At 44.6% G+C, this 21,052-nt stretch carries 16 protein-coding genes; 7 read left to right on the forward strand and 9 right to left on the reverse strand.

All coding sequences use genetic code 11. The features are described 5' to 3' along the window. Window positions 1-69: 69 nt before the first annotated feature. The 4 genes from OSCIL6407_RS0122875 to OSCIL6407_RS35545 form a co-directional block, all read right to left on the reverse strand. Complete coding sequence (locus OSCIL6407_RS0122875) at window positions 70-2,955, reverse strand: two-partner secretion domain-containing protein (protein WP_019487713.1); 2,886 nt, start codon at window positions 2,953-2,955, stop codon at window positions 70-72. A 443-nt stretch (window positions 2,956-3,398) separates the two neighbouring features. After that, complete coding sequence (locus tag OSCIL6407_RS0122880; RefSeq protein WP_019487714.1) at window positions 3,399-5,210, reverse strand: ShlB/FhaC/HecB family hemolysin secretion/activation protein; 1,812 nt, start codon at window positions 5,208-5,210, stop codon at window positions 3,399-3,401. A gap of 142 nt (window positions 5,211-5,352) precedes the next feature. Beyond that, window positions 5,353-5,856, reverse strand: a complete 504-nt coding sequence (locus OSCIL6407_RS0122885; RefSeq protein WP_007358096.1) for a hypothetical protein — start codon at window positions 5,854-5,856, stop codon at window positions 5,353-5,355. 48 nt (window positions 5,857-5,904) lie between these two features. After that, a complete protein-coding gene (locus tag OSCIL6407_RS35545; protein ID WP_155523420.1) occupies window positions 5,905-6,069 on the reverse strand; it encodes a hypothetical protein in 165 nt (54 codons plus the stop codon). Window positions 6,070-6,092: 23 nt separating this feature from the next. Here OSCIL6407_RS35545 and OSCIL6407_RS0122895 point away from each other — a divergent pair, with 23 nt between their 5' ends. Further along, window positions 6,093-6,527, forward strand: coding sequence for a DUF2358 domain-containing protein (locus tag OSCIL6407_RS0122895; RefSeq protein WP_007358097.1), 435 nt, complete (start codon window positions 6,093-6,095; stop codon window positions 6,525-6,527). 96 nt (window positions 6,528-6,623) lie between these two features. Then, on the forward strand, window positions 6,624-7,034 hold the full coding sequence (locus OSCIL6407_RS0122900; RefSeq protein ID WP_007358098.1) for a fasciclin domain-containing protein: 411 nt from the start codon (window positions 6,624-6,626) through the stop codon (window positions 7,032-7,034). Between the two features lie 204 nt (window positions 7,035-7,238). On the opposite strand, the gene OSCIL6407_RS0122905 is transcribed toward OSCIL6407_RS0122900, so the two are convergent. After that, window positions 7,239-8,729 (reverse strand): glycoside hydrolase family 13 protein, encoded by a 1,491-nt coding sequence (locus OSCIL6407_RS0122905; RefSeq protein WP_007358099.1) that lies wholly within the window; start codon window positions 8,727-8,729, stop codon window positions 7,239-7,241. Window positions 8,730-9,057: 328 nt separating this feature from the next. Further along, entirely contained in the window at window positions 9,058-10,488 is a 1,431-nt protein-coding gene (dacB, locus tag OSCIL6407_RS0122915) for a D-alanyl-D-alanine carboxypeptidase/D-alanyl-D-alanine endopeptidase (RefSeq protein WP_007356648.1), read from the reverse strand. A 164-nt stretch (window positions 10,489-10,652) separates the two neighbouring features. On the opposite strand from dacB, the gene OSCIL6407_RS0122920 reads away from it, so the two are divergent. Together OSCIL6407_RS0122920 and OSCIL6407_RS0122925 are read left to right on the forward strand one after the other, a co-directional pair. Further along, window positions 10,653-11,072 carry a response regulator transcription factor gene (locus tag OSCIL6407_RS0122920; RefSeq protein ID WP_007356649.1) on the forward strand — a complete coding sequence of 140 codons (420 nt, stop codon included), beginning with the start codon at window positions 10,653-10,655 and terminating at the stop codon, window positions 11,070-11,072. Window positions 11,073-11,492: 420 nt separating this feature from the next. Further along, window positions 11,493-12,599, forward strand: coding sequence for a hypothetical protein (locus OSCIL6407_RS0122925; protein WP_007356650.1), 1,107 nt, complete (start codon window positions 11,493-11,495; stop codon window positions 12,597-12,599). A 95-nt stretch (window positions 12,600-12,694) separates the two neighbouring features. On the opposite strand, the gene blaOXA is transcribed toward OSCIL6407_RS0122925, so the two are convergent. The 3 genes from blaOXA to OSCIL6407_RS0122940 all read right to left on the reverse strand — a co-directional run bounded on the left by blaOXA (window position 12,695) and on the right by OSCIL6407_RS0122940 (window position 15,631). Beyond that, window positions 12,695-13,561, reverse strand: a complete 867-nt coding sequence (blaOXA, locus tag OSCIL6407_RS0122930; protein WP_019487717.1) for a class D beta-lactamase — start codon at window positions 13,559-13,561, stop codon at window positions 12,695-12,697. A 182-nt stretch (window positions 13,562-13,743) separates the two neighbouring features. Then, window positions 13,744-13,881, reverse strand: coding sequence for a hypothetical protein (locus OSCIL6407_RS36345; RefSeq protein WP_007356653.1), 138 nt, complete (start codon window positions 13,879-13,881; stop codon window positions 13,744-13,746). 58 nt (window positions 13,882-13,939) lie between these two features. Next, the gene (locus OSCIL6407_RS0122940; RefSeq protein ID WP_026103831.1) at window positions 13,940-15,631 is read right to left on the reverse strand and encodes a transglutaminase-like domain-containing protein; all 1,692 of its coding nucleotides are present in this window, start codon (window positions 15,629-15,631) and stop codon (window positions 13,940-13,942) included. Window positions 15,632-15,916: 285 nt separating this feature from the next. Between OSCIL6407_RS0122940 and OSCIL6407_RS0122945 the strand changes: the two genes are divergently transcribed. The 3 genes from OSCIL6407_RS0122945 to bchL all read left to right on the forward strand — a co-directional run bounded on the left by OSCIL6407_RS0122945 (window position 15,917) and on the right by bchL (window position 21,045). After that, entirely contained in the window at window positions 15,917-16,771 is an 855-nt protein-coding gene (locus OSCIL6407_RS0122945) for a DUF928 domain-containing protein (protein ID WP_007356655.1), read from the forward strand. Window positions 16,772-17,125: 354 nt separating this feature from the next. Beyond that, window positions 17,126-19,492: a ShlB/FhaC/HecB family hemolysin secretion/activation protein gene (locus OSCIL6407_RS31150; RefSeq protein ID WP_019487719.1), complete on the forward strand. Its 2,367-nt coding sequence runs from the start codon at window positions 17,126-17,128 to the stop codon at window positions 19,490-19,492. Between the two features lie 689 nt (window positions 19,493-20,181). Continuing rightward, on the forward strand, window positions 20,182-21,045 hold the full coding sequence (gene bchL / locus OSCIL6407_RS0122955) for a ferredoxin:protochlorophyllide reductase (ATP-dependent) iron-sulfur ATP-binding protein (protein ID WP_007353434.1): 864 nt from the start codon (window positions 20,182-20,184) through the stop codon (window positions 21,043-21,045). Window positions 21,046-21,052: the final 7 nt, after the last annotated feature.

Below are 21,052 nucleotides of genomic sequence, written 5' to 3' on the forward strand. Positions count from 1 at the left end.
CCGCCAACAGGCGCGGTATTGTCACCGCTAGGTTGGCGGCGTTACAGATAGTTTTGCGTAAGTTTTGGCCTATCGAGGTACGCAAACACCCGTCGGTTTCGGACTGCGAGCAGAAGCACCACCACCCGAATTGTACGCTACAAGTGTGACTTGTCCTCGAGCATCCATCACCCAACCTTGAGCAGGAATAACTGCCTGTGGCTTTATTTCTCTTTCGGGACTTTTAACTTCTGCCTTGTGACTTCCAGTTGCCACTGGTTCCACCCAGTTTAACTGTCTAGAATTGTTACTGAGGACATCATTAGGGTTCGGTGGTACTCCTCCTTTACCAGTAATAGTAAACTCATTTCCTTCCCCTTCTATGCAGGGATTAGCGGCGATTAATGTGGTTGGGTCAACTACATTTTGCGGCAAAGCTACCAATCCTTGAGCCGGATTCACCCCAGTAGTGCTAAATGTCACCGCCCCTTGTAATGCGGGCCCAGACTGTTGAGAAATCGCCGCAATATCGCTAGTAGCAATTAAAGAAGTTGGATTGACTTGTAAAGCTGCAAATTCAGCATCAGTTAGTCCTAAACTACTTCTGGCTTGTTCGCGGGTAACTGCTGTAAAACCAAAGATATTCGGGACATTTACTGTAACTTGCCCTCCCCTAGCAGTACGCGCATTAGCAGTAATATCGTTGTTTTCATTTGGTAAAGTAGCCAAAACATCGCTATTAATCCTGATATTTCCACCGTCAGAACTACCTGCATCTGTTGTAATTATGCTACCCCGCCGCAACTGAATGTCTCGCGCTTGGAGATTAATATTTGCCCCTGTACCAGACACGGTAGTACCATCAATTATGGCTTTATTGTCAAGCGCGATCGAGTCTGCAACCACGTTAATATTGCCAGCCCTACCTGTTCCTGAAGATTGAACATTAACCACTGCACTATCCCGAAGAATCAATTGACTAGCATTCAAATTCAACGAGCCTGCATTTCCAGTAGTATTGGGATTGACAGCATTAAATGCTCTACCAGCCGAGGCCTCAATTCCACTCCTCAACCGACTGTTACTCCCGATGCCTCGTACTTCTAAGCGATCGGCATTAATTGTAATATCTCCCGCATTTGCTGCGCCCAAGGAAGCCGCAGAAATAACGCCGCCATTCTGCACAGTTAGTTTAGGTGTTGACAGGCGAATATCTCCACCTCTACCAGAACTTGCAGTTTGAGTAACAAAAGAACTTGCTACATAACCCGCATTCCCCAAAAATCTTGACTCGCCGCTTACTTCTATAGACTCGGAGGCTTTCACGGTTAAATTTCCTCCCGTCCCGCCATTTGTAGAAAACACGACTTCGCCAAAAATTGCACCCGTCGTTAAACTAATTGTGGCTCCATTAGAAACACTCAGCCGCTTAGTGTCGATGCTAATATCCCCACCTGTTCCATTTCCCTGAAAAGTATTCGTGCCAATCCGAGTTTGACCTAAACCTACAGGAAGACTCCCCGACAATTCCACAGATTCAGAAGCTTTAATGGCGATATTCCCCGATGCTCCATCACTAAGGCTGAAGCTGGCGAAAGCACCGCCATCGCGCAGTATTAATCGTTCGGCTTCCACAGTAATATTTCCGCCTTGACCAGTGGTTGCGTTCGTTGTGCCGTTATAGAGCGCCGAACTGACGAGTTCGACGGTGTTGGCGCGGATAGTCAGATTTCCGCCATTGCCAGCACCAAAGGTGGGGGCACCGGCCACTACCCCATTGCTCATCAACAGCCGTCCGGCTTCAATGTTAATATCTCCTGCTCCTCCACTGCCAATAGCGCTAGTAAAGAGAACGATTTGCGAAATGAAGGGGTTGCCTGTTCCTGATGTCTGAAAACTTTCTGTAAGCTGCTGATAGCCCTCAATTCCCAACCCGGTCATTTCTACTGAGTCAGTAGCGCGGATGTTGATATTGCTCCCTTTTCCCTCTCCTAGTGTTGTGGTGAAAATTTGCGATCCCTGCTGTAGTCGCAAGTTTTGGGCATTGATGTCGATGCCTCTACCATCAAGATTTCCTAGTGTCAGTCCATAAATTCCTGAACTACTGAGAGTGATATTTGCACCCCTGATGTCAACTTTTCCTCCTCCTAATCCGCTGGTATTGAGCAATGAACTGTTCATGTCAATATTGCCGAAGTCCTGAATATCTCCATAGTTTAAATTCAGACCTAAAGCGGTTGGTTCAAATTCTACTAAACCTGAACTCTTGACACTTCCGAGTAATATTTGTCCGGTACTGGCAGTAGCAATACCGCCGTTGAATTGGATATTTCCCCCTACTAGGGCTAAGGTTTGACCGGGGTCTACTGCTAAACCAATATTATCAAAAATTGGTACTGGTAGAGGAAGGTCAGGCGGTGAGGGGTTAGGAGCAATTGATTGGTTAATAATTGCGCCAGGATTTTCGCGAAATCTTAAACCCACAGGAATATTAATTGCTAATAAGGGTACTGTATTAGAATTAGCGGCGCTAAATTCAAAGCCATTATCAAATAAAATACCGCTACCAGTTGAAGCGATAAATGAGCCGCGTAAGTCTAACCTTGCATTGGGGCCGAAGACAATTCCTCTGGGATTAAGTAAGAATAAGTTAGCATTGCCTTGGACTCCCAATATTCCTAAAATATTAGAAGGATTACCACCAGTAACGCGAGTAAAAATGTTAGTAATGCCATTAGGGTTGGCAAAATATGCTCCTCTACCTTCACCGACGTTAAATTCTTGGAAACTGTGAAATAAGTGAGGGCCACGAGTTGCACCGCCTTCTATTCTGTCCGATGGTAAATTATTGATAGTTGCGGGAACTGTGCGCGAACTTTCTGTACCTAAACTATTATCTGGGATGATTTGAGCGATGGCTGGGAAAGGAAAAAGCAGTAGGAATGCAAAAATTAGGGTGGAAGAGGGACGGGGCATCATTCAAATCCTGTTAATTGGTGATTAGGAGTAGAGCGAGCGCTGCGAGTGTAACAATACTGCACTTTCTAGGTAAGTGAAGTACAGAGAAACCGGGTTTCTTAAAGAAAACCGATTTCTAGCGAGAAATCCAGCAGAAACCCGGTTTCTGTGGTGTACTTTATCAATCTGAAATCCGCTGTATTTCAGGGAGCATCGGAATGGTATGGGCGGGGCGGGTTTATAAGATTTGTCGATACCTAGCAAATATCCCGGCGAACCCGCCCCTACAGAACTTAACATCATACAATTCCGAATCAAACGGATTTGATATGAAACGATAGCAGCACCCGTCTACAAAAATTAGTCTCAACTTTCTCTATAGAGTGTCCCGATCGCTTAATAAAAGTGACCGAGGATGACTTTTTACTCGACAGAAAAAGAGAGATTGAAAGGCAAAGTAGCTAAAAAGGAAAATAATTAATGCTGAAGTAGATGCCTTTTTCTTGCCAAGTGTTGTTCCCCGAATCAACGCTGATTAAGGGGATACTATAGTCGAGTCTGGCATTGAGCCGATCGCTCATTTGCCATATCAATCCTAAACCTGCACCCAATAAACGCTCTGAGTCGGGATTGACTTTCTCTCCCGAATGATTCCACCCGATGCCAAAATCAATAAAGGGAGCAATCTGCAAAATGCCTTTGATTTTTGGTACGCGCCAAATGGGGATTCGTACTTCCGCAGAGGCGATCGCGCCGCTATCACTTAGTAGTAAATCTTGCCGATATCCGCGTACAGTCTGAACACCGCCAATGCCAATTTGTTCGAGGGATAGTAGATCTCCGGTGGCGAGTTGAAGGTCAGAACGCAGAACTAGCAAAGTTTCGGGCGCTAGTAGCCGGACGTATTGAGCTTGTCCCCGCCATGAGAAAAAGCGGCTATCGGGGGCATCATCGTTTACAGTAGCACCAAAGATATCGGTGCCGAGGGAGAATTGCGATCGCGCTGCGAAAACTTGATTTTGACTGCGCTGCACGTATTCTTGAAAGAAGCGAAAGGCTGTAACTCGCGTTTCCCCTTGGTCGTTGGCTCCTGGTGAAAGGGGATAGTTCTCTCCTAATAGAGAAGTATCGCTTTCTTGACGCGAAAAAGTCAAGCCTAAAGCTAATTCGCGATCGGGTTTTAGAACTATTGGTTGGCGATATGTGAGTTCGTAGGTGCGCGATCGCCCTTCGATGTCTAGGCGATCGAAGGGTTCTTCAATCACGTTAGTTTTGGTAACGCCTGCTGCAATTTGAATTGTGCCGTTGTGAGCGTTGACGGGGACAGTATAACTGGCATTTAATTCATTACTACCGTCGGTGTTGGCATAAGATACATTTAATCCGTCACCCAAACCGATTAAATTAGCTTGGTTGATGCGAACGCCGCGTCGAAAACTGCCTACACTAGGAGAGCGGTTGTTGTCTGCAAATAGCTCAACGCTAAAGGTATCTGCTTCTTTGACTCGCACTTGTAAGCGGCTGCGTTCGGGCCGACTTCCGGCTTGAAGTTCTGCTGAGATATTAGCAATCTGAGGGTCGAGTTGCAGCAGTTGTAATGCTTCTAGCAAGCGATCGCGGTTTAAGGGTGGACGAGTGGCGAGGTTTAAGCGCGATCGCACGTAGTTAGAGTTAAGCCGCCGATTTCCCGTAATCTCAATTCCCTCTAACCCTCCTTCAATCACCCGAATTTTAACAATTGCTCCTTCTCTAGGAAAGGTTTGGTCAGTTGGAATCACCGCACCGGAATTGACATAACCCGCATCTATGTATTTTTGAGTGATGGCTGTTTCTACCGCCAGCAGTTCGCTAAAGGTGATTTCCCGTCCCGTAAATGGTTGAGCGATTGCCGATAATTCGCGATCGCTAAAAGCAGTATTACCTTCAAACTCAAACCGTTCCACCCGAATTGTCCCCGGAATTTCCGGAGAGACTTGATTGGGAGGATTTGGGGGGATTGGCTGTAAGGGAAGCGGTTGCGGCTGCGGCGGTGTAGAATCGGGCAATTCAGGTGGTTTCGGGAAAATGGGGTTAGGTAGTTGAGCCAACTGCAAGTCGGGTTCATTAAAAGTAAAAGCTGGGATTGGAGGTAAGCCATTGCGATCGCTACTGGCAACTTCTAAATCTTGAACATTTGAAGGCAAAGTTTTCACCTCGCTAGCCGCAACTTTAGCTCCTCCCACCATTAGCCAAACAAACCCCGTTAGCCCCAATAGTATTCTAAGACGAGTCATAATTAAGTCTTTCCTGCCCAGGATTAAGTGAGTCAAATCACTAATTGTTTTTTATAGCCTTAATTCATGAGGCTATAAATTAGAATAGATGTCACCAAATGCTTTCCTAGCATAACTAATATCTGAGTTATTAATTCACAACTCAAGACCGATCGGCCTTGGCACTCCCCGATAATTCAGCACTTTGCACCCGTGCCATCCGAATTGTTTGGGGAAATACACCCACTAAAAGAGCCAAAGCCAGATCTGGAAGCTGTGCTACCGTTTCGGAGTCAAAATACTGTTCAAACTGAGTCAAAAGCATCTGCGATCGCACCACAGGCAAACTCCTTGCCGTTAATTGTTCAGTTAAACGCACCCAATGCCTGCGAATTCCATAAGCTTTTTGTCGCTCTTCAGGAGATTTCGGCTCAACCAAGCAAACATCTCCCACTAAAATCACCTCTTGGCAATCGCGATCGAAAACACCCCCAACAGCGGCTCCCGGCCCCGCAAACTCAGCGTGATACACCTTAATCAAAATTAGACCATTACGGCGACGACTGTCCACAATCAGCAATTTACCGCTGTGGATCTGGGTAAGAATTTCTGGCGGTTGGGGGTACTCAATCAATTCTGTACCGCAGTTTAGGCGTTCATTATCCATGCCAACAAAGCCGGAGGGCAGAGCATACAAATAGAGCTAAAGTAGGTGCTAAATTAAAGTATCCATCACTTCCGCCTCTGAATTAGAATCAAGAATTTGCAAGCAGAAGAGATTGAAAAATCCGCTTTGAGCCTCTTTCAGCTTTCTCTGTAAGGGCCCATGACGATATCTCCCCCTCTCTGGGACTTCGATCGCAAATCCCACCTCCATCAACTTTTTGAAGATTCCAAGGCAGCATGATTGAATATCAATTGCAGATACAACAAGCCGTAAATACCCTCAAAACTGATTTACCCACACTTTTTGAGCAAGATATTTCCTATGATATCTATACAAAAGATATTTATTTTCAAGATCCAGTCAACAAATTCAAAGGAAAAATAAACTATCGTATTATCTTTTGGACTCTACGATTTCATGCTCAGCTATTTTTTACAGAAATTCACTTCGATTTGCACGAAGTTGGTCAGACAGCATCAGATACTATTCTAGCAAAATGGACTGTTCGCGGTACCTTACGAGTTCCCTGGAAAGCTCAGATATTTTTCAACGGCTACTCTACTTACAAGCTCAACACTGAAGGTCTGATCTACGAACATATCGACACATGGGATCGGAAACCAGGAGAAGTATTAAAGCAATTTATCCGCAAAGGAGACGAGATTAATTAAAAATTAAAATTTCAAGATTAAGGACTGTTGAGTATCCAAACCCGCTAACAATTGCTAAAATTATCATTTGCTGAAATTTATCAAAGGGAAAAGATCGTGACTGATATTGTCGAAACTCTCACCAATGCAGGGTGTTTTAAAACATTGCTGACTGTAATTGAAGCGGCTGGTTTGTTAGATCTGTTGCAGGGATCGGGACACTACACTATTCTCGCACCAACTGACGAAGCCTTTGCTAAGATTCCACCTAATACTATCGCTTCTTGGATGGAAAATATTCCTAAACTCAAACAAATTCTGAGCTATCATATCATATTTGGTGATGTCAGAACTGATAATTTTCTTGAACTCACTTCCGCTGAGACAGTAGAAGGTTCAGTAGTTGGGATTGATACTTCTGACGGTATTAAAATCAATCATGCTAAAATCCTCAAAGCAGATATTCTTGCCGACAACGGCACGCTCCACATCATTGACGCAGTGTTAATACCAGCGTTAGTTAATTAATAGCAATCAGGGTGGGGAATACCCACCCAATCTGTTAGTTGAAGCCTTCAATGCTATTCCCTTCTTCCCCGATCAATCGGAGCATCGGAGCATCGTAGCCCCTCTTCTTCCCTGAGCATCGGAGCATCGGAGCATCGTAGCCCCTTCTTCCCTAGCCCTGAGCATCGGAGCATCGTAGCCCCTTCTTCCCCTAGCCCCTAGCCCCTAGCCCCTAGCCCCTTCTTCCCTAGCCCCTTCTTCACTAAGTATTAAGCCAGTCCGAGGGGGTATGGTTAATTCTAGTTGCTTAGTTTCGCCTTCGAGGTTCCACAAAACCTCGCCTCTGCCATATATAACCTTATCGGGATGAGATGTAAGATTAGGTGTATCAAAACTAACATTAACTGGTTCAGTTCCGACATTAACTGCCACAATCAATTCCTCTGCATCCAAAATTCGAGCGAAAACATAAGCTGTTCCTTCAGTGAATAGAACATGATATAATCCTGTACGAAGAGCTGGGTATTTTTGGCGCAAAGCTATTAAATACTTGTGGTAATTTAACACATCAATTTCCCAATGTTGTTCCATCGGAAAGCCTCGGCGAGAATCTGGATCTAAACGACCAGGTAAGCCAACTTCATCACCATAATATATGCTAGGAGCACCGGGAAATGTTAACAGTAGCAAAGTCGCGAGTTCGACAGTCGATTTATCGCCTCCAGCAATAGAAAGCAGGCGTGCTGTATCGTGACTTGCCAGCAAGTTTAGCTGAGTAAGCTGTATTTCCCAAGGATAGAGTTCTAACAAATATTGGATTTTTTCGCCGTACTCTTTAGCAAATAATGGTGGGTAGGGATGGTAAGATCGGCCTTCTACTTGCTGAATGTCAACGCGATCGCCTGCTGTAAAAGCAATAGTCGGCCCGGCAAAAAGATAATTCATTACGCCGTCAAATTGAGTACCATCCAGCCATTCTCGCGCATCTAGCCAGACTTCACCAACGATATAAGCTTCGGGATTTATAGCTTTTACTCGCTCTCGAAATTCTTGCCAAAATCCGGGTGTTTTAATTTCAAAAGGAACATCTAAACGCCAGCCATCAATGCCGAATTTAATCCAATATTCGGCAATTTCCATGATATATTCTCGCACTTCTGAGTTATCATGATTAAAGACTGGCAAGGCGCGATTTCCATCCCAACCAGCGTAGTTAGCAGGGAACTCACCATTGTAGGCAGATAGCGGCCAGCCTTCTATTTTGAACCAATTTAACCAAGGAGAATAGGGGCCATTTTCAAGGATGTCATGGAAGAAGAAAAAACCGCGACTCGCGTGGTTAAATACGCCATCAAGAACAACTTTAATGTTACGTTCATGGGCGGCATCTAAGAGTTCCTTAAAAGCAGGATTTCCGCCTAACATGGGATCGACTTGGTAATAGTCGTGGGTGTGGTAGCGATGGTTGCTAGCAGATTGAAAAATGGGGGTAAAGTAGATGGCATTGATGCCTAAGTCTTGTAGGTAGTCTAATTGTTCCATTACACCCCATAAGTCGCCACCTTTGTAGCCTTGGAGGGTGGGAATTTCATGCCATTCTTCCCAGAGGAAGTTTTGCAAGAGGCGTTTGCGGGGTTGTTTGCTTCTGGCGAAGCGATCGGGGAATATTTGGTAGAATACGGCGTGTTTTACCCAGTCTGGCGTTTGAATTTGCATTTTAGTATGGTTGAGCGTCCATGACTAGGTTACATTTGTCGTGGCTGCTTTTGAATCTAACTTTTGGTAGAAAGCAGTCCATATAATGTTTAATAATGTAAGTATCTAATGTGAGTGAGGGGTGACGGGGTGGGGATAGGTATGCCGTTGATGTCTGCGATCGCTTGCCAGTCGAGTCCCAGTTTTTCGCAAATTTCCCCGTTACGGAATGATAAGTAGAAGGAAGAAGGAAGAAGGAAGAAGGAAGAAGGAAGAAAAATTTAGTTATCTAGGAGAGAAGGAAGAAGGAAGAAGGAAGAAGGAAGAAAAATTAGGTTGATTTACTTACTCAACATCTCTTTAACCTAGTTAATACCAACACAATCTCATCTATTGCTTCCCGTAAATCTCCCGCAGACAAATCAGATTGGTTGACAATAATACTAAAAGCCAACGGCTCAAAATTCGCAACTTCTACATATCCAGACAAGGCAGAAACACCAGTTAAAGTTCCTGTTTTGGCGCGGACAATTCCTTGCGCTGATGTATTATTAAAACGATTCTTTAATGTACCGCTTGTACCTGCAACTGGCAAAGAATCACGATAAATAGATTTTACTGGCGAATTAGCCATCAATCTCAAAGTTTGCACCAAAGCCTCTGGACTAACTAAATTCTGACGAGATAAACCAGAACCATCAGCTAATACATAACCATCAGGATTAACACCTAATTGAGTTAATGCTGCTGCTAGCTCTGGCAAACCAAATCCAACTCGATCTTTTCGGGGTAAAGGTGCAATTTTACCCAGTAATCTTACTAACACCTCAGCATAAATATTAACGCTTTCCTGATTAGTCTCCCTCACTAAATCCGCCAATAGTGGAGATTCAACTGCTGCTAATTCTTGAGTTTGTGGCGAAAAATTAGATGCAACTAACGCCTGCTTAACAGTAATTCCCTCAGCATTAAGTACCTGGCGAAAGCGTTGAAGAAAATTATTAGCGGGATTGACAACCGACACATAAGCAAATTCAGACTCAGAACCGAATCTCAAATTTCCCCTAACTCGAATTATCGGTTGCCAGAAATCTCTCCCAACTTCCACAAACTCCGATTCATCCTTTCCCACAGTCACAGAATTATTCTCAATTCGCCACTGATTTGCCTGTGTTACATCGGCAAAGGTAACTCGCAGCGGTTGACCGATAGATTGTGGTGATAACACTAATTTTATCGCATTTTCATTGAAAATTAAACTATTAATTGGTGCTCCGTAGCCGGCTTGCACGTCTTCCCATTCCCAATTCCGATTTACTGAATCTCCGGGAAAATAACTATCATCAGCGATCAACTCGCTAACTTGATTAACTCCCCGCTGTTTTAACTGTTTCGCTAAATCTTTTAATTGAGTTTCCGTAATGCTCGGATCGCCTCTTCCTACAATGTATAAACGTCGATTTTGATCGCCATAAACAGAAGTTCTTATCCGAAATTGAGGGCCGAGTTTTTGCAAAGCCGCCGCCGTTGTCAACAATTTTACATTGGAAGCAGGTATGAAATATTGCTGAGCATCTCGACTGTAGAGAGTTGTCGCCGTAGATAAAGTTTGAATCACCATCCCCCAGCGAGAGCGACGAAATTGAGCGCGATTGGCGATCGCATCCACCGCTACACCTAACTGAGCAGGACAAATATTCTCAGCAGCTTGTCTTTGAGCAACCGCCGTCAGCGGCCATCCGATGATTACCAGTAACAAACTAATCCCAATTCCTTTCATATCCTAGTTATATTTGCGCCAGAAGCTTAATTACATCTCAGCCTAAAGGTTGAGGGAGCTTAGATAAAATAAGTTTACTATGATTGTAGGGTATTACCCCCTGTAAGTATAAGTACACAAGTAAACTTGGCAACATAAATTCTGAATTTTGAAGGAGCAGGAAAGTGAGCTTAATTCTAATTGCCGACGATCGGCAGAATTGGCGCGATCTAACTCGGCACGCCATGAGAGCAGATAATTATCGCACATTAGAAGCTAGCAATGGTAGAGAATGCTTAGAGATGATTAGCGCTTATCATCCTGATTGTATTATTCTTGACATTGAGATGCCAGAAAAAGATGGTTTTGAAGTGCTGGAAACTCTTTTCAATCAATCAGTAAAGATTCCAGTAATAGTATATTCATCTGCCATACAAGAAATTACTCGCCTTTATTGCTTGACAATGGGAGCAGCAGCATTTATCAGCAAGCCGGCAACCGATTTAGAACTGCGTAATACTATTAAGACAGTCCTCAGCAAATACAAAACAACAGAGAAGCACATAGATGTCAATCAACCTCAAATCGGAGTTTTTCACAGGTAAAATCTTACCATAAGTGTGACTTTGAATAATTAGTGGGCAGTAGTTTGAAACGACACAGCAAATATGTTTTAATAGGACTTAGGCAACAAGGCTAGTAGCGCCCCTGTCTTGGCCGCATTCAGTTTTGATGCGTAAGTCCTACGATCGGTTTGTGCAAGTGGCATTTTAAGTTCATGGGTAGAAAATGAGATGCCCTTTGCGTACAGAATAACTTGCATTTGGCTGGGAAGATATTGAAGAAAATAATAATTTAAATAAATTTTGAATAAACTGAAAATTAATTCACGTCTTTAGATTGAGAGTTAAGATTAAGAATCTCGCTCCTCAGACAGAATTTATAGTGGGTAATATTAAGTAAAATTAGATCGATTAAGCACAATTTTTGACTAAGCAGTTAATATAGTTCTGGGAGAAATAACCATGAAGATCCAAGAACAAACTTTAAACAGACCAGCTACATCCACAAGATTGCGCCAGCGCGACAGTATGAGTACAAATCTGGGGATTCTGGTGGCAAGCGTACTGACAACCTTGGGTTTAGCAGGCGTTGGATTATCCCTATATCAAAAGTTTGAATCTAATCAGGCAAATGACTCGTCATACTCTCAAACTCAGGTCAAAAATAGCGATGCAATTACTCAATCAAATCCATCGCCTGCTGTCCAAAATCAGCTCAATTCTTCCGTCCAGCCTGCTTTTGGAGGTAAAGCACAAATCAAGATACTTTCCGTCTATCGGTTAGAAGGTAAACCTGACGAAGTGACTGTAGAAATGCGGATCGATCGAGTGGCGGAGAATAATGTCGGAGCGAGCGATATTATCGATCCAGGTGCTATAGAAGGTCGCAATCCCATTACTAGCGAAACATACACAGCAGTCGATCCTTTTCAGGAAGCCTCAAACCCGATTTCTTTGTCAGAAATGCGTCCAGAGGAAAGAAAGAACGCTTATGTCGTGCTAAAAGTACCTTCAGGGATGAATGCGATCGACATCTTTGTTCCGAATGCAGCACCATTTAGAAATATCGCGATCGCCAACTCTAATTTAGGGACGAGTTCAGCTAGTTCTTTAAGCAAAACGCCTCCTGAACCAGTAAGACAGGTTGTACCCAGCAAGAGCGTTAAATTTGCCAGTAATAGCCAGGGAATTAAACTAGACAAGTTTGCTAGCAACGCTTACGGGAATAAGGCCAAAATTGAATTACTTTCAGTTAAGCGGATTCAAGATCCAGAAACAGATCAGCGGGATGTGGTGAATGTGCAAATGCGTATTCGGCGCTTGACGGACGATCGCGCATTTAAGGAGAGCATTAGCATTGGCGATACCACTGCTCGCGATCGCCAAACTACCCAAGTTTACAAATCATTAGACTCAGAACAATCAACCGGACAAGTTTTGTTAGGAGAGCTCAAACCCGGCGCTTCCGCAGATGCCTATGTGTGGTTGCGCGTACCTGAAGAGGTAAGTGCGATCGACATTTACGTTCCTCAAACTCAGGCATTTCAGAATGTGCCGATCGCTAATTAAGCTTGTCTCTCCCATTATTACTCAACTCTCCTCTTCTCCGTAACGCCGCCTTATAGGCGGTCAAATCACCGCCTATAAGGCGGCGTTACGGAGATCTAAAGCACTCCCATATCTTTGAAACAACGACGAGTTACCTCCATACGAGCAGATGAATCTTTCTGGTTACGAATATCAATGTTAGTGGCAAAAAAGTAAACATTATCTCCTTTCTCCAAGTAACCAACTATCCATCCGATTTGCACTGTTACGTTCTCTCCAAAACCAGCCCAACCAGTTTTACTTCTGATTGTATAATCTGGAGTTTTTTCCATAATCATAATGTCTTTGACAATAGAGACTGTTCGTTTGGAGAAAGGTAATTCATTATTGTAAAGACGGCGGAGAAACTGAATTTGCTCTTGAGGTGTGATTCTCAGTTCTCCTTGCAACCAAAATTTATCAATATCATCTTTATTCCCAATTTTTTGGTTGCCATATCCTACATTATTCACCCATTTTTGCATTTGTTCGTAACCAGCTCGACGAGCTAGAACTTGGTAAAACCAAACCGCAGACACTTTGAATGCTTCTTTCATATTCAAGTCTCGGTTCCATTCAGGAATATCTCTTTGAATTCCATCCCAAGTTAGCACCGATATTTCATTTGAAATTGCCCCAGTTTCTAAAGCAATTAAGGAGTTGATAATTTTAAAGGTTGATGCAGGTGAAAATGCTCTTGCATTCCGTTCGGGATTATGTTGAAATACCCGATCGTTTTTGGAGTCATAGATCAGAATTGAACCTTCAACTCCTAATTCTTGAAAGTGCCGTCCAAAATCAATATTCTGAGCAACTTCTAGGGGATTTGTAACCTCAATCGCTGATTTTGGAATTGATGCTGATGGCATTGCCTGAAATAGGATAGAGAGAGTGGCACTCAAGGCCAGGAGAACAATAATTATCAAGCGAAATATTCGGTTCATCAGTTTTTGTGAGATCGGAATGCAAAATTTCAATCAGTATAAAAAAGGCAATCTGTACAGAGATTGCCTACCACAAACAAATCAAATATTACAATACATTTGATTTTTCAACAAATATAGCCCCTTCTTCTCTTCTTCCCTTCTTCCCCTAGCCCCTAGCCCCTAGCCCCTAGCTATACTAGCTAGCGTTTGCGCTTAATGTTATCTTGCACTCTGCGATCGCGCCACTCAAGCGCCGTCAGATAAAGAACACCGCCAGTAACAACAACCAACAGCACAAAAGCCACCCAAACCAGCAAATTAACAGCCGAGAACTCCATTATTCCTCCTTAAATTTTACATTCAATGGTTAACAGTTAACCGTTAACCGTTAACACTTCAATTAGCTGGTAACTCTGACAAAATTGTAAACCTAACGTGATTAATCGCCAAGGTTCCCACCGAAACTTCTTCCTTATTCAAAGGAAGTCCCCCACTTTTGAGACTTTGAAACCGAATCCCTTTACCGATTTCCACATGATACCAAGCCAAACCCATAAAAAATCGTAAAGGATAGGGGCCGCGCTCTTGAATATCATCAGGATTAGACTCCATCGGTACCCAGCCAAAACCGGGGATATAAAACTCCAGCCAAACATGATTAAAATCCGGCGACAAAGGTACACCCTTCCTGTCAGCAAAAGCCGGACATTTATAGCGGCCAATAGTGCGACAAGCAATCCCATTTAACCTAGCCAAAGCTAACAACACGCCCACATACTCCCCGCAGGAACCAGTGCCCCGCCGGAGTACAACATCAGGTGTATCAATGTGCGGTCTGATACTGTAAGAAAGGCAATCATAAACATAATTACGAATGCTCAGCAATTTTCGGAGTATATTTGTTTCTGTTCCAATTGCCTCCTTAGCAGCAGCACGCACAATATCCGAATCCATCGCTAAACTGTCATCATCCACCAAATATTTAGCTTGAAATTCAGGCGTTAAGGCGGGAGCTTTTTCCACATCGCGGGGAGTAATTTCATATTTAATACTCCTGACTTCCAGTAGAGCTTTCCAGCCAAAAATTCGCCGTTCATGTGCCCGTAGCGGGTCAAACTTAAACACCGCTACTCGTTCTCCATCCTGAATTTCTTCAGTAAAAGGCATACCGATCGGTGAAATTTGCCGCACCTTTTGGCGATGAGTATCTGACGGCATCGCAATCCGCCATTCCAGATTATCTATGTGTACCTCATCCAGAGGAGCAAGTTCCTCCACATAAGACATCTCCATCAGAAAACCATTAGATAAAGCATAGCGATCGCGTTCATTGTAATGAAAATGCAAAGGATGAATAAAAGTGCGATCGCGCTTCGTCAACTGATAAGGATCTTCCGAATTTGGATCGTCCCGGATGTAAAGTTCCTCCCCAGCATAAGCAACATAAAGAACTTCTTTCCCAGTAGCAGCATCTGTGTGAAAAGCTAAAGCTGTAGGCGACTCAAATGGTGTTAACACATTAAAGCGAACTTCTCCAGTCCCTCGTTCCAAACAGTAAACCGTTTGTTCCGTCGCATCGCAAACCCAAAGTTCCTCACCCCGCACCGTAATATTCTCAACCCCGATACCGGGCGAGTAAAACCGAGTAATCTCTTTGCGATTAGTGCGGTTAAAAACAATAATGCAACCTGCTTTTTGACAAGTCACATAAACAGTAGAATTCCAAACTGCAACCCCATCGGCAGAGTAAGGAAGCGAAACAAAATGCTGAGGTTCGATTTCAGCAATAGAACCGTCACGAATTGCCCCGGGACAGACGTACACGCTGTCATCCCGGACAAACCAGAGGCTATCTTCCCAAATAGCCAAACCAGTAGCATCCACAAACTTATCCACGCGACAGGGATTTAACACAGTCGTATTATCAGTTTCAGGGTCAATCGAAACCAGCAGTCCCCCTGGTTTATCAAGACCAAAGAGTTCATCCCCTAAAAACGCGATACCATGTATTGCCAAGACTCCTATCGGCCTGACCGTCCGCAGCCGTGAAAGCCCTTGATCTGAGAGAGCGGGTGAATTTAGGTGCATGATAAATATGAGTGTGGGTAGTGTGAAAATCAAACCGATCGGCCTGTGAAAATCAACAAGCATCACTGCACCGTGCCAGCGCACGCCTAGTTGTCGGCCTCCTTGAGAGTTAGGCTAGCATTCAACGGCGAGAGGGTGAATCTGATACTGGCTTTGAGCGATAAAATCAATCCTATCTACCAAAAGATATAAATTAAGTACAAGAGGTTACTAGATCGGGCGGAACATTAGATACAATGAAGCCGTCTAACAAAGTTGCTAGGTTCACCTGAAGGCTGGTTCATCATGGCTTGGACAAAGGCTCCTCTACACATCGCATTTCTTTCTTTAGCTCTGTCTCTAGACATAGTTGCTACCTCTAGCTTCCCAAAAGAAGCAATGGCAGCAAATATATTGGCAGAAACAGGCGATCGCGCATCTACCCAACAGATACCAGATAACTGGCAAACCGTCGAACCCACCATCCCCAATGAAAACTCCGCGAGCACTCAGCGACCAGATGCGAGTTGGAACGCTTTTGAACCGCCAGATCGGGGAGTCCCTGGTCGTCGGGAAGGTGGTGGCACTCGCGGGCCAGAATGCCCCACTAGCACCACTGCATTGATTCCCAAATCAACGATGGGGCGAACGATATCAGCGAATCCAACATTCTTTTACTACGTGCCCGCCACCCTCGACAAAATAGTTGAGTTTGAGCTGGCTGATGAAGCTGATAAGACCGTTTACAAAACTAGCTTCAGGATGATCGCTAAGGCCCCTGGCATTGTTAGCGTTACTCTTCCTACTGCTAACGCAGCTTCCTTAGAGGTTGGCAAAAACTACCATTGGTACTTTACTATTAAGTGCAACCCTAATGATAGCGAGGCAGATATTGTAGTTTCTGGCTGGATCAACCGCGTCGAAATGACGGCAGGCCTGAAATCTCAGTTAGATGGGGTTGGATCGGAACGCGATCGCCTTAACATTTACGCCAAAGAATCCTTATGGTACGAATATATTACTACCTTAGCGGATCTGCGTCGTTCTCAGCCCGCTGATTCAGCACTAACAGTCAAGTGGACTGAACTTTTGAGCGCAGTTGAGCTAGAAAAAATAGCCCAACAACCATTGGTGCAGATTCAATTGATTCCCACAAATTAATCCAGGGACACAGGGGGCAGGCAGAAAAGGGAATGAGGGAACAACAAGCAAGCGAGAGGGAGTGACGGGAGAATTTTGCCTGGCTTCTGCCTTAGTCTAACGAGCGGCTAATTGCAGTTTTCAGCGGGTGAGATCCTGCCATTAATTGCCAATAGAATTTGGAATACATTTGTCAAAACTACGAATTCAGAATACATCCGTCAGCATAAATTATTCTGAATTCTAAATTCTAGCTGCTGAATTATTCTTGATTCTGACTCTTGACTGCTGGCTCCTGCTTCTAAATCCTGAATTCTAATAAGATAAACTCTCATGGTAAAGTAGCCAACAAATTAATTAAAGAGCAAATATTTTATGCCCTGGAGTGCAAGTCTTGTCATGTTTCGGTGTGGAGTCTCAATTCCCAGTGCAGTCCTGATCGCTTGCTTTTGGGGCAACGACGCTCTCTCCCAAACTCTGGACATTTCACTCAAGCCAACCCTCACCTCAAACCAAGTAAATACGGGAAACGGGGCATGGGATACGGTTGTCGAGCCAGGTCAAAAGGCAGAAAAGGACGGAGTAGCAACAGACTTTAGCAAGCCAGAAGCACAAAAGGAAAGCAGCGCCGAAGCTGAAAAATTAGTAAAAGTATTGAATGATTTAGAGGCAAAGCAGACTAACTCGGAATCTAAATTATCCAGTTTGACTTCCTTATCTCTCCCCGATCCTGCCCTAAAACTAGATCCTCCCCAAAGCAATCTAGATTCTGAATCTGAACCCCAGAAAAAACCAAGCTTCAGAACTTCTTGGGGCTACCTACAGCAGATTTCTAGTGAATTGAATACATCTGTTCCTACTCCTGGCGATCGCGCTAGTGGGATTTCCCACTCCCATGAGTTGATATCCACCCTATCTCCTCAACCAGATAGGGAATTTTTAACTCACAACTCACAACTGACAACTCATAACTTCTCTTCCCCCTCCACCCCACCTGCAACTTGCCAACAACCAACTTGTAACTTTCTCGCCCAGACACCCCAAACTCCACAAAATCTACCTTCCGATCTCAATCCTGCCGATCTAAATCCCGATCCCAATCGCGATCGCTTCCTCCAACCGCCCCCAGAACCAACCCCAGAACCGCCCCAAGCACCACCGCAAGTAGAACCCCAACCCACCCCCTCACCACAGCCAGAACTGCCGAATGTACCCATTCCAGTGCAGAAAATCGAGGTCGTTGGCAGCACAATCTTAAGTCGCGAAGACATTGAGGCGATCGTTAAGCCCCTAGAAGGGCGTTCCGTTACCCTAGAACAACTTAGGGAAGCCGCAGATAAAATTACCACTATTTACCTCGATCGCGGCTACATCACCTCCAGAGCCGTTGTCCCACCTCAAACCATCACCAATGGTAACGTCCAAATTCAGGTAATCGAAGGAAAGCTGGCCAAAATTGAAGTCGAAGGAACCAAACGCTTAAATCCATCCTACGTCCGCAGCCGCATTCGGTTAGGGGCCGGACGACCCCTGAGTACCGCCAAGCTGGAAGATCAACTCCGGCTGCTGCGTGTCGATCCTTTGTTTGACAATGTAGAAGCAAGCCTGCGAGCCGGCGAGAAGGAAGGCGAAAGTATCCTGATCGTCCGCGTCATCGAAGCTAACCCTTTTCAAGCTAACTTCAGTATTGATAATTATTCACCACCTAGTGTCGGTTCAGAGCGGTTAGGCGTGAATGTGCGCCACCGCAATATTACTGGTAGGGGTGACGAACTAGCGGCGGCTTATTACCGAGCTATTGGCGACTCTGATGTTTTTGACTTTAGTTACCGCATTCCAGTTAATGCGATGAACGGTACGGTGCAATTGAGGGTGGCACCAAACCGCAATAGTATTGTCCAAGCACCTTTCGATCAGTTCGATATTTCCGGGAAATCTCAACTGTATGAAATCAGTTATCGCCAGCCGTTATTGCGATCGCCGATACAGGAGTTTGCTGTATCTCTCGGTTTTACTTATCAGAGGGGTCGCACTTATCTCGCCGGCGATCCCTTTCCCTTTGGTTTGGGCCCAGGGGAGGAAGGTAGCGATACAGGCGTTACTACTACCAGCGCGATCAAGATTGGACAGGACTACATTCGTCGCGATCCTCGCGGCGCTTGGGCTCTGCGATCGCAATTCAGCATTGGTACTGGTTTATTCGATGCTACTGTCAATGAATCTCCGGTTCCTGATGGGCTATTTTTTAGCTGGCTAGGTCAGGTGCAACGGGTACAAAGGCTCAATGAAAATCATCTGCTGATTTTACAGGCAGATTTGCAACTCTCAGCCAATAGCCTGTTACCATCCCAGCAGTTTGTGATTGGGGGCGGGCAATCTTTACGGGGCTATCGGCAAAACGTGCGATCGGGCGATAATGGTTTCCGATTCTCAGTTGAAGACAGGATTACTATCGAGCGAGATCCTTCCTCTAAAGTGCCTAATCTTCAGTTAGCTCCGTTTATCGATATGGGCATGGTCTGGAATTCTCAGAATAATCCCAATGAAATAGCTTTTCCTAATACAAATATTTTCGGGGGCGATCGCGCCTTTTTAGCTGGCATCGGTTTGGGCATCCTTTGGGAACCCATACCTAAAGTTAATGTACGTATAGACTACGCTCTGCCGATAATTAACATTCAAGATAAGGGCAACAATGCCCAAGACTCAGGCTTTTACTTCAGCGTCATCTACACTCCTTAAGAAGGGGCTAGGGGCTAGGGGCTAGGGGCTAGGGGAAGAGGGGGCTGGGGAGCTGGGGAGCGAGGGAGCGGGGGAGCGGAGGAGATGGGGAGATGGGGAGGATGGTAATTAGCAATTAGCGACCATCACAATTACAAAAAATTAATAATTTTTAACAAAAATCACCTCTTACTTTCCAAACCCCTCGGTCACGTCTCGATCAAACTTAAGTTTCAGCATCAATAGGTGTGATTACTGAGACTAACTATGATTTCACTCTGTTCTTTAAGTATTTATGCTTATATAATCTAGCGATCGTCAGCAATCAAATAGCTAGATAGGAGATTCAGGGTTATTAGCAAATATTCTTAGCAGCTTGAACTTTATTTAATTTTGTACCTCTTTATATAAAAAAGTTAACATAAAAATCTTAAAAAATCTTAAAAAGCCTTAAATATGGTTTATAATCTCAAATAGCAAGTTTATTAAAATTAAGAGCGAAAATAGTCTAGTTTACTACCCAATCTCTCTCTGACACCCCTTTATTTTCTAGAGAAGTTAGACAATAATGCCATCAAGGAGCCAAACAAGGCCAATCCAAATTTGAATCAAAGGCATAAGGGTCGCCCGCACAAAGCGCAAATATAATTGCGCCCACAAGCAAAAAATACCGTCCCAATAGTTTTGATAGGAACCGATAGGAGAACACAGTGAAACTAGCAGTTTACGGAAAAGGTGGCATTGGGAAATCGACAACTAGCTGCAACATCTCAGTTGCCTTAGCACGGCGCGGCAAAAAAGTGCTGCAAATTGGCTGCGATCCCAAGCACGACAGCACATTTACCCTCACAGGCTTCCTGATCCCCACAATTATTGACACCCTTCAGGAGAAAGACTTTCACTACGAAGACGTTTGGCCCGAAGATGTCATCTACAAAGGCTACGGCGGCGTTGACTGCGTAGAAGCAGGCGGCCCTCCCGCTGGTGCTGGTTGCGGCGGCTACGTCGTTGGCGAAACTGTAAAATTGCTCAAAGAACTCAACGCCTTTGATGAGTACGACATCATCTTGTTTGACGTACTCGGAGACGTAGTTTGCGGCGGTTTTGCTGCCCCCTTAAACTACGCCGACTACTGCATGATCGTTACCGACAATGGCTTTGATGCCTTATTTGCTGCCAATCGGATCGCCGCCTCAGTGCGCGAAAAAGCTCGGACTCACCCTCTACGCCTCGCCGGACTAATCGGCAATCGTACCTCCAAGCGCGACTTGATCGAAAAGTATATAGAGACAGTACCCATGCCAGTGCTAGAAGTGCTGCCTCTGATCGAAGATATTCGGATTTCCCGCGTCAAAGGCAAAACACTGTTTGAAATGGCAGAGAGCGATCCCTCTCTGAACTACGTCTGCGATTACTACCTAAACATCGCCGATCAGATATTGGCCTGTCCCGAAGGTGTAGTACCCAACGACACCCCCGATCGCGAACTATTTTCTTTGTTGTCTGACTTTTACCTCAATCCTGCACCTCAAGTTGCCAGAGAGGAAGAAGAGCTAGACCTGATGATGGTTTAATAGGTCT

Origin of the sequence: Kamptonema formosum PCC 6407 (assembly GCF_000332155.1) — a bacterium.
Taxonomy (GTDB): Bacteria; Cyanobacteriota; Cyanobacteriia; order Cyanobacteriales; family Microcoleaceae; genus Kamptonema; species Kamptonema formosum.